The following is an 8926-nucleotide window of genomic DNA, read 5'->3' as shown; positions in this document are numbered from 1 at the left end:
CCTCAGCCTTCCGACTTGGGAACGCCCGCGACCCCGAAGTGGGCGCCCGGCACTTCCCGGATGATCACGCGGATCGCCTGGCGCGGCACGCCGATCGACTTTTCGGCGGCATCGGTCAGGGCTTCGATCAGGGCGCGCTTCTGCTTATTGTCGCGCCCTTCGATCAGGGTGACGTCGATGATCGGCATGGTCATTTCCCCACGTTGATGGCCACGCGGCCGAGTTTCTCGATGTCGGTCTGGACATATTCGCCGACCGAGAGGGCATGGGCGGCGGTGATGCCGCCCGCCATGACGATGTCGCCGGCGTTCAGCCGCTCGCCCCATTGCGCGACCATGCGCGCGGCCGCGACCAGCGAACGCACGGGGTGGCCCAGAATGGCAGCGGTCGAGCCGATCTGGCGCGCCGTGCCGTCGACCGAGAGGACGACGCCGAGATTGCCGATGTCGGTCTCGGCCGAGACCCAGGAACCGATGACGAGGCCGGAGGACGAGGAATTGTCCGCGATCACGTCGGACAGGGCGAATTTGAAGTTCTCGTAGCGGCTGTCGATGATTTCCATCGCCGGCGCCACCGCGGCGACCGCATCCATGGCCTGGACCGCGGTGACCACGCCCGAGAGCGGCTTCTTCATGAGGAAGGCCACCTCAGGCTCGACCCGCGGGTGGACATAGCGTGACTTCGACAGGCTGGCGCCTTCCTCGAGCAGCATGGCGTCGGTCAGGCGGCCCCAGATCACTTCGTCGACGCCGACCTGGATCATCTTGGCGCGGCTGGTCAGGCCCATCTTCACGCCGATCCGCTTCTCGCCCCGGTCGAGGCGGCGGCGGACCGACATGGCCTGGATCGCATAGGCGTCCTCGAAACCGAGGTCGGGATGGGATGCGGTCAATTGCGCGATCGGGCGCGCGTCACGCGCGGCCGCGTCGACCACGACGGCGAGTTCGGCGAGGGTCGCCATCATCATTCTCCTTCGAAACGGCAGCGCACCGAACCGAGGCCTGAGACCTTCAGTTCGATGGCATCGCCCAGGGCGACGCCGACCAGCGGCCCGAGCGAGCCCGAGAGCACGGTATCGCCCTTCTTCAGCGGGCGGCCGACCTCCACCATCTTCCTGGCGAGCCAGAGGGTGGCGACCAGGGGATTGCCGTAGCAGGCGATGCCGGCGCCAGTGGCGACCGGCTCGCCCCGGCGTTCCATCACCATGCCGCACAGCACGGGATCGAATTCCGAGAGCTTGCGCGGCTGCGAGCCGAGGACATAGAGGCCGGCGCTGGCATTGTCCGCCACCGTATCCAGGATCTTGATGTTCCAGTTCTCGATCCGGCTGGAGACGACTTCGATCGCGGCGACGGCATATTCGACCGCGTGCAGCACGTCGGCCAGGGTCAGGCGGTCGGTGTCGAGATCGTCGGAGAGGTAGAAGGCGATTTCGCCTTCTACCCGGGGCTGCTGCAGGCGCGACATCGGGATCGCCTCGCCGTCGCCGAAGGCCATGTCGGCGAAGAGCATGCCGTAATCGGGCTGGTCCAGCCCCAGCATGTTCTGCACCGCCTTCGAGGTGGCGCCGATCTTGCGCCCCACCAGATGGCGGCCTTCCGCCAGCCAGAACTTGGTATTGGCTTCCTGGATGGCATAGGCGACGTCGGCATCGCCGGCCATGCGCTCGCGCAGCGGCTTGATCGGCCGCCCGTCGGCATAGGCCTGGCGGATTTCCGCCGCAGCCCGTTCGATGGTCATAACCTCAGGTGTCACGCCCGGTTCCTCAAAGCTTGACGCAGATGTTGGTGAGTTCGGTATAGAACTCGAGGCTGTGCACGCCGCCCTCGCGGCCGATGCCGGAGCGCTTCGAGCCGCCGAAGGGAGTGCGCAGGTCGCGCAGGAACCAGCTGTTCACCCACACGAGGCCGGTATCGATCTGGCCTGCCACGCGATGCGCCTTCGACGAATTCTCGGTCCACACCGAACAGGCGAGACCGTACTCCGTGTCGTTGGCGCGGGCGATAGCCTCGTCTTCGTCGTCGAAGGGGCTGATATGGCAGCAGGGGCCAAAAATCTCTTCCCGCATGATCGCGCTGTCGTCGTCGAGGCCGGTCCAGATGGTCGGCTGCACCCAGGCCCCTTCGGCGAGGGCGCCCGGCATCGCGGGCGAGCCGCCGCCGGTGACGATCTCGGCGCCCAGCTCGCGCGCCTTGTCGTAGTAGGAAAGAACCTTCGACTGGTGCTCGCGGCTGACCAGCGGGCCCATGGTGCTCGAAGCGTCGTCCGGTGTGCCGACGACGAGAGCTTCGGCGCCCTCGGTCAGGCGGGCGACGAATTCGTCGAAGACCGGGCGCTGGACGAAGATCCGCTCGGTGCCGAGGCAGACCTGCCCGCTGTTGGCGAAGGCCGAGCGCATGCAGCCTTCGATCGCCTTGTCGAGATCGGCATCGGCAAAGACGAGGGCCGGGTTCTTGCCGCCCAGCTCGAGCGAGACGGGGCGGATCAGGTCGGCACCCGCCTTCATGATCGCGGCGCCGGTGCGGGTCTCGCCGGTGAAGGTCACGGCATTGACGCCCGGGTGGCGGGTCAGGAACTCACCGGCCGAACCGGGACCGAAGCCGTGGATGACGTTGTAGACGCCGTCCGGCACGCCCGCCTCGCGCATCACCTCGCCCAGCAGGGCGGCGGTGGTCGGGGTTTCTTCCGACGGCTTCACGATCACGGCATTGCCGCAGGCGAGCGCCGGGCCGACCTTCCAGGTCATCAGGAGAAGCGGCAGGTTCCAGGGGCAGATCACGCCAATCACGCCCTTGGGGCGGCGCACGGCGTAGTTGATGGCGCCCTTGCCGTCCGGCGTCGACATCGGGAAGGCTTCCGTCGGCACGTTCTTCACCAGATCGGCGAAGATCCGGAAGTTCGCGGCGCCGCGCGGAATGTCGAGATGACGGGCGAGGGACTTGGGCTTACCCGTGTCGCGGCATTCCACCTCGAGGAATTCCTCGAAGCGGCGGTTGATGCCGTCGGCGACGCGGTGAAGGATCGCCGCGCGTTCCTCGATCGTGCTCTTGCCCCAGGGACCTTTCAGGGCCTTGCGGGCGGCCTGCACCGCCCGCTCGACCTCGGCTTCGCCGGCCTCGGCGACCTGCGCCACCACCGCATTGTCGCAGGGGTTGCGCTTGTCGAACCAGGCGCGGCCCTCGGCATAGGCGCCGTCGATGAAATTAAGGACTCTACTGTTGCTCATACTGGCGATCCTCAGGTCACGACCGTCATGAAGCGGTCGTTCAACGCGCGCTCGTAATAGAAGATGGCCTTGCCGACTTCCTCCGTGTGCCAGGTGCGCACCGGATTGTCGGGATAGAAGGCATAGCCGCCGCAGAAGACTTCGTTGCGATTGCCCGAGGGATCGAAGAAATAGATCGTCTGGCCGCGGGTGATGCCGTGGCGGGTCGGGCCGATGTCGACCGACATGTTGTAGCGCGTCATGATATCGGCGGCATGACCGATATCGTTCCAGGACTCGAGCAGGAACGAGCAATGGTGCAGCTTGTTCTTGCCCTCGAAGCGGACCAGGGCGATGTCATGCGCCTTGGTGCTGCACGACAGGAAGATGGCGACCTTGGTGCCGTCCGGGGTCAGCACCTGTTCGGTCAGGCTGAAGCCCAGGATGTCGGTGAACACCTCGGCGGCGCCGTCGATGTCGTCACCGTAGATCAGGCAATGGTCGAAGCGGATCGGCTTCATGCCGCGCGGCTCGGCATGCCAGAGGTCCGGATTGGTGGTCATGGGCGAATTGTCGGCGCGCTCGATCGTGGCATAGAGCTCGATCCTGTGGCCGGTCGGGGCGATGAAGGCGACGCGGCGGCCGAGGCGGGGCTGCTCGCCTGCCGGCACGTCGATCACTTCGAGGCCGGCCCGGATCAGCTTGTCGCGGAAGCCGTCGAGCACGTCTTCGGAGGCGACCTTGAAGCCCAGATAGTCCATGCCCGCGTCGTCGGCCGGGCGCAGGATGATGCTGTGGTGGTCGAATTCGTCGTAGGTCTTCAGGTAGACGCGGCCGTCGTCGCCGGTCGCCACCACGTCGAGACCGATGCGGTCGCGGTAGTGCTGGAGCGCTTCCTTCATGTCGAGGACGCGGAGCTGGACGTAGCCTGGGCGCAGAACGCCGGAAATAGCCATTGGGGTTCCTCCTGGAGTGCCGTTAGGGCGTTTGATCGGTGCTGGACCGCTCGGCCAGCCGGACCGTGAGATCCGATTGGGGATAGACGCGACAGGCGAGGGCGAGGCCGCATTGCCGCCCCTCCGCACTGACGTGGCGGGCGCTCATCGGCCCGGTGCGATAGTCGCCTTCAGTGACCTGGATCAGGCAGGCACCGCAGCCGCCGTTCCGGCAGCCGACCGGGATCGCCTGCCGGCCCTGACGCTCCATGGCGTGGAGCAGCCGGTCGCCCGAGGGGCAGCGGAATTCCGAGCCACAGTTCTCGACCTTGATGGTGAAGGGCCGGTCCATGGCGTCACATCCGCTGCGACAGGGGGCTTCGCTTCGGCCCGCCGTCGTCCGCACGGGTCAGGAAGCTCTCGGTGTGGATGTCGCGGTCGAACAGGCGGCCTTTCATGAGCGCCCGGATCGAGGCGTCGATCATCGGCGGCGGGCCGCAGAGATAGGCCTTATGGCCCTTGAAGACACCGTTGAAGTGGCGTTCCGCCGCCTCGTGGACGAAGCCGGTCTCGCCCTCCCAGCCGTCGCCCGCGCGGGGTTCCGACAGCACCGGGACATAGGTGAAATTCGGGTGCCTGGCGGCGAGTTCGGCGAAGAGATCGTCGAAATAGAGATCCTCGCGCCGGCGCACGCCATGGAACAGGGTGATCGGCAGGGGGCAGCCCTCGGCCAGGAGTTCGAGCACCATGGACTTGGGGCTCGACAGGCCGGAACCGCCTGCGATGAAGATCATCGGCACTTGGGCCGAGGTCCTGACGTAGAAGCGGCCGAGGGGGCCGGTCACCGTGAGCTTGTCGCCGACCTTCAACTCGTTGTGGATCCAGGTCGTGGCGCGCCCGCCCGGCACCAGGCGGACGTGGATCTCGATCCGCTCGCCCTCCGACGGCGCATTGGCGATCGAGAAGGCGCGGGCGCCTTCGATGCCGGGCAGCGTCAGGTTGACATATTGGCCGGCCTGGAACGCCATCGGCGTGGCGCCCAGGTCGAGCCAGATACCCTTGATGTCCCGCGTCAGATCCCGGATCTCGGCGACCGTGGCGACGGCGTCCAGCACGGGCAGGTTCTGCGCGTCGGGATCGACGTCGATATCGGCCTCGATGGTGACGTCGGAGAGGGCACGGGCGCAGCAGGCGAGCGCCCGCCCCTCGTCACGCTCGAAATCCATCAGGGCGAAGGGTGATGCCTCGCCGAGGTCCACTTCGCCTTCCGTCACCGTGACCTTGCAGGTGCTGCAGAGGCCGTGGTTGCACTGATAGGGCAGGTAGATCCCGTTGCGCAGGCAGGCATCCAGGATGGTCTGCCCGTCCGCGGCGGTGATGGTCTGGCCCAGCGGCTCGATGGTGATCTGGTGGGACACGTCGGTTTCCGCCCAGGCTCAGAAAGCCGCGCCGGCCAGACCGTTCAGGCCGGGCGTCCAGAAGCGGAGGATCGACTTGTGGCCGATGTGATTGGCGGCCAGGCTGGCGTCCAGATCCGGCTTGAAGGGCCGGTTGTCCAGCATCCAGGTGACCTTCGACCAGTCGATCTTGGCGAATTCGGGATGCTGGCCGTAGCAGCCGGGCAGTACCTTCTCGATCACGTCGCGGAACGGCATCTCGGGCTTCAGGGGCAGCGCCAGGGCGGCGCAGAACATCAGGTGTTCTTCCCAGTGCCAGTAGACGATCTGGTTGCCGTGGAAATTCTCGACGCGGTCGCGCGAGGCGAATTCATAGGGTCCGATGGCGGCGACAGGCATGTTTCCTCCTAGTTCTTCATCTGGCAACCGTGCGGCGGCCGGCCCCGCCGCACGGCCTTGCGATCAGGCTTCGTTGACGGAGCGCTGCGCCTGCCATTCGTTCCACAGCTTCTCGTCCGGCGAACCCTTGTAGTCGAAGTTGTCGGCACCGAAATTCAGGTGATACCAGGCGAGCACGTCCTTGAGATCGGCGCCGCCGCAGTTGCCCTGATAGATCTGATGCACAGGCAGCCAGGACTGCATGTATTTCTCGGGCTCGTAGATGAAGATGTCTTTGCAGCCGTCGGAGCAGAAGTGGTACTTCTCGCCCTTGTATTCGGTCGAACGGAAGCAGATCGTCTTCGGGTCGTCGGGTTCCGTGAAGATCATCGGAATCTGGCAGACCACGCAGAGTTGGGGCAGCGTCGGGTTGTAGTAGCGCTTGCCCTGGGCTTCCATCTCGCTCCAGCACTGGAACCGGGGGCGATACAGGCGGTCGAAGGTGTCGGGATATTTGGCCGACAGCCAATCCTGCTCTTCCTCCGTCGGCACCCAGGTGTGGAAGGCGGTCGCCTGGCTGTAGTTGTAGAAGGTCGTCCACACTTCGTGGCTGAGGCGGCTCTTCTCTTTGGAGGCGACCTCGTGATACTTCGGCTTGCGGATGCCGTAACGCGACAGGTCGTTGAAGAGGGCGTCGCCGGCCTGCTCGAAATACATCTCCCAGGCTTCCGCCCAGGACATGACCCGCTTGGGCAGCATGTAGTCCATCATCATCGAGACGATGGCGAGCAGGCGGTAGCCGCGCCAGAACCACTTGTCGATCCAGCGCTGCACGATCGGCACGTTGCCTTCGTCCTGCTCGAGCATGAACTTGATGATCTCGAGGCCGAGGGTCATGTGCCGGGCCTCGTCGGACTGGGCCGAGAAGCCGAAGGTCACGGTCGCCATGTCGCCGTTGTAGGCGGCACCCGACATGAAGGGCACGAACAGCAGGTTGGTCAGGACATATTCGAAGCTGAACGAGATCGCGGTCAGGAATTCGAACGGTCCGGCCGAGCAGGCGTCCTCGAAGAAGGACTTGGGCACCGACAGGTACCACACGCGGTCGTGCATGTGGCGGGCGTCGTGCAGGCCGTCGAAGAACTTGTTGTAGTGGCTGATGGTGTGGATCTGGGTCTGGGCGTGGCGCAGCTCGTCGATCGCCTGCATCTGGCAGGCGATGCGCGGCCCGGCGCCGACGAAATGCCGGCCGACGTGGGCATAGCCGCGGTGGGCCGAATATTCGAGCGGCGAGACGCCGGTCAGGAACACTTTCAGCGCGTTGATGTAGCGCGCGTCGGTCACGTTCAGGTGGCCGTTGTTCTGGGCGAAGCTCTCGATCACGGCATAGAGCTTGCGCTCCTTCTCCGCCTGGTACTTCCAGTAGGCGTCCATGGTGAGACGGAAGGGGTCTTCCCAGGCGTCCCAATCGTGGATCTTGATGCCTTCATAGTCCGCGAAGGGGAACACTTTCGACATCGGCTGATAGGTGGTTTCCCAGCTCAGGCCGCGCGTCAGGTGGGCGTAGCGCTCCTTCAGGCTGAGTTTGCGGTGCTTCGGGGGAGGCATGGCGTTCATGATGGACCTCGTCAGCTGTGGCGGTGCGGGGCGCCCGTTTTCCAGGCGAGGGTGAAGCTCTCGTCGTCCTCGTCGACATTGCCGGCGAGGGTGATCAGGGAGAGCTGGAGTTCTTGCAGATCGAAGGGCCGGCCGAGCTTGTTCTCGATCGTCTCGCGGCGGATGCTCAGGCGGTCGGCGCAGTCGATCTTGGTCAGCGCGGGCATCACGCTGACCACGGCACCCGGGTTGTCCTCGACGATCGCTTCGACCAGGAAGCGGGCATCGTCGGTATTCTGGAAGGTGATGGAAACGTTACTCATGACATTACTCCTCAGATCTCGAGCGTCAGCTTGCGGGCGCGCTTGTCGAGATCGTCGAGGACGAGATCGAGCGCTTCGGTGGCGCCGTCGCCCAGCACCTGGGTAGCGATCGGGCGGACCGCCTCGGCGGCACGGGCCTTCCATGTCTTGGTCCAGGCCGAGAGCAGGGCGCGGTTGGCTTCCGACTCTTTGGCCGCGACGGTGATCACGGCGTCGACCCAGCGCGAGGTCTCGTCGAACCAGTCGGACATGAATTCGGTCAGCGGCGACAGGGCGGCACCGCCCTGGGCCTGGCCGGCGGCGTCGAAATGGCGGTAGACGAGGGGATAGATCACACCGTCGAGCGCCAGGTTCTGGGCGACGAAAAGCTCGAACCAATCGCCCATCACGAGCGTGTCCTCGACGGTCTGGCGCAGGCCCTGCCAGGCGGCATCATGCAGCCAGAGTTCCTTGGCCGTAGCCAGGCTGGAACCCGTGCTGTCATCGAGAAGCAGGCCGATCCGGCTGATCAACTGGGCGATGCCGAGGCGGTCCATGGTGGCATACATGGTCGCCTGGGTGATGGCGGTGCAGAAGCCGATGTCGGTGATCAGCGAGTTGTTCATGTTGGCGCCCCACTCGTAATGGCGGAGCGGCAGCAGATAGTGTTGCACCCGGGCGGCCCAGGCCGGCGTGAGCCCGCTCAGCGTGGAGCGCTTCTCGGCGAAGGAGAATGCCTTCTCCGCCGCTTCCATCATGCGCGAGCGTGCAATCGTATAGGTTCCATAATAGTACTGCCGGGGATCGCGCAGCGCATGCCAGTCGGCCATGACGATCGCTGTCCGCCGGCTGTCGAACAGCTCGTACTGCGGTTCCCAGGTCGGGCGGTAGTGGAACACTTCCGTCGCCTGGAGGTCGTACATCGCCTCGTCGTAGCGCGATGCGGGCTTGTCGGCGCCGAGGCGGCGGGCGACGTTGGCGAAAGTGTGCCGCCGGGGCTGTATGCTGGCGGTTTTGATCTCCAAACTCATGGGCTGGGTTTCCTCCGGATTTTCTTGATCAGCGATGGTGCGACGTCGCGCCGTGGACGAGGGTCTCGAAGGCGATCGCGGC

General features: G+C 65.4%; 11 protein-coding genes. All 11 read right to left on the bottom strand.

The window, feature by feature from the left end; all coding sequences use genetic code 11:
* Positions 1 to 2: 2 nt before the first annotated feature.
* Positions 3 to 188, bottom strand: a complete 186-nt coding sequence (locus tag WC493_RS20305; protein WP_373067941.1) for a 2-hydroxymuconate tautomerase — start codon at positions 186 to 188, stop codon at positions 3 to 5.
* A 2-nt stretch (positions 189 to 190) separates the two neighbouring features.
* Entirely contained in the window at positions 191 to 961 is a 771-nt protein-coding gene (locus tag WC493_RS20300) for a 2-keto-4-pentenoate hydratase (protein ID WP_373067939.1), read from the bottom strand.
* Between the two features lie 2 nt (positions 962 to 963).
* Complete coding sequence (locus WC493_RS20295; protein ID WP_373067937.1) at positions 964 to 1755, bottom strand: 2-keto-4-pentenoate hydratase; 792 nt, start codon at positions 1753 to 1755, stop codon at positions 964 to 966.
* Between the two features lie 10 nt (positions 1756 to 1765).
* Positions 1766 to 3226 carry a 2-hydroxymuconic semialdehyde dehydrogenase gene (locus tag WC493_RS20290; RefSeq protein WP_373067935.1) on the bottom strand — a complete coding sequence of 487 codons (1461 nt, stop codon included), beginning with the start codon at positions 3224 to 3226 and terminating at the stop codon, positions 1766 to 1768.
* Positions 3227 to 3237: 11 nt separating this feature from the next.
* Positions 3238 to 4161, bottom strand: coding sequence for a catechol 2,3-dioxygenase (locus WC493_RS20285; protein ID WP_373067933.1), 924 nt, complete (start codon positions 4159 to 4161; stop codon positions 3238 to 3240).
* A 22-nt stretch (positions 4162 to 4183) separates the two neighbouring features.
* On the bottom strand, positions 4184 to 4492 hold the full coding sequence (locus tag WC493_RS20280; RefSeq protein WP_373067931.1) for a 2Fe-2S iron-sulfur cluster binding domain-containing protein: 309 nt from the start codon (positions 4490 to 4492) through the stop codon (positions 4184 to 4186).
* Between the two features lie 4 nt (positions 4493 to 4496).
* On the bottom strand, positions 4497 to 5558 hold the full coding sequence (locus WC493_RS20275; protein ID WP_373067929.1) for an NADH:ubiquinone reductase (Na(+)-transporting) subunit F: 1062 nt from the start codon (positions 5556 to 5558) through the stop codon (positions 4497 to 4499).
* Positions 5559 to 5576: 18 nt separating this feature from the next.
* Positions 5577 to 5936 carry a phenol hydroxylase subunit P4 gene (locus WC493_RS20270; protein ID WP_373067927.1) on the bottom strand — a complete coding sequence of 120 codons (360 nt, stop codon included), beginning with the start codon at positions 5934 to 5936 and terminating at the stop codon, positions 5577 to 5579.
* A 63-nt stretch (positions 5937 to 5999) separates the two neighbouring features.
* Positions 6000 to 7532 carry an aromatic/alkene/methane monooxygenase hydroxylase/oxygenase subunit alpha gene (locus WC493_RS20265; RefSeq protein WP_373067925.1) on the bottom strand — a complete coding sequence of 511 codons (1533 nt, stop codon included), beginning with the start codon at positions 7530 to 7532 and terminating at the stop codon, positions 6000 to 6002.
* 11 nt (positions 7533 to 7543) lie between these two features.
* Positions 7544 to 7834, bottom strand: coding sequence for an MmoB/DmpM family protein (locus WC493_RS20260; RefSeq protein WP_373067923.1), 291 nt, complete (start codon positions 7832 to 7834; stop codon positions 7544 to 7546).
* 11 nt (positions 7835 to 7845) lie between these two features.
* On the bottom strand, positions 7846 to 8844 hold the full coding sequence (locus WC493_RS20255) for an aromatic/alkene monooxygenase hydroxylase subunit beta (RefSeq protein WP_373067921.1): 999 nt from the start codon (positions 8842 to 8844) through the stop codon (positions 7846 to 7848).
* Positions 8845 to 8926 lie beyond the last annotated feature (82 nt).

The sequence above is a fragment of the Zavarzinia sp. genome, assembly GCF_041650655.1.
In the GTDB taxonomy this organism is placed as follows: Bacteria; Pseudomonadota; Alphaproteobacteria; order Zavarziniales; family Zavarziniaceae; genus Zavarzinia.
Note: the sequence above shows the minus strand (reverse complement) of the source record. Positions and strands in the feature narration are given on the sequence as shown.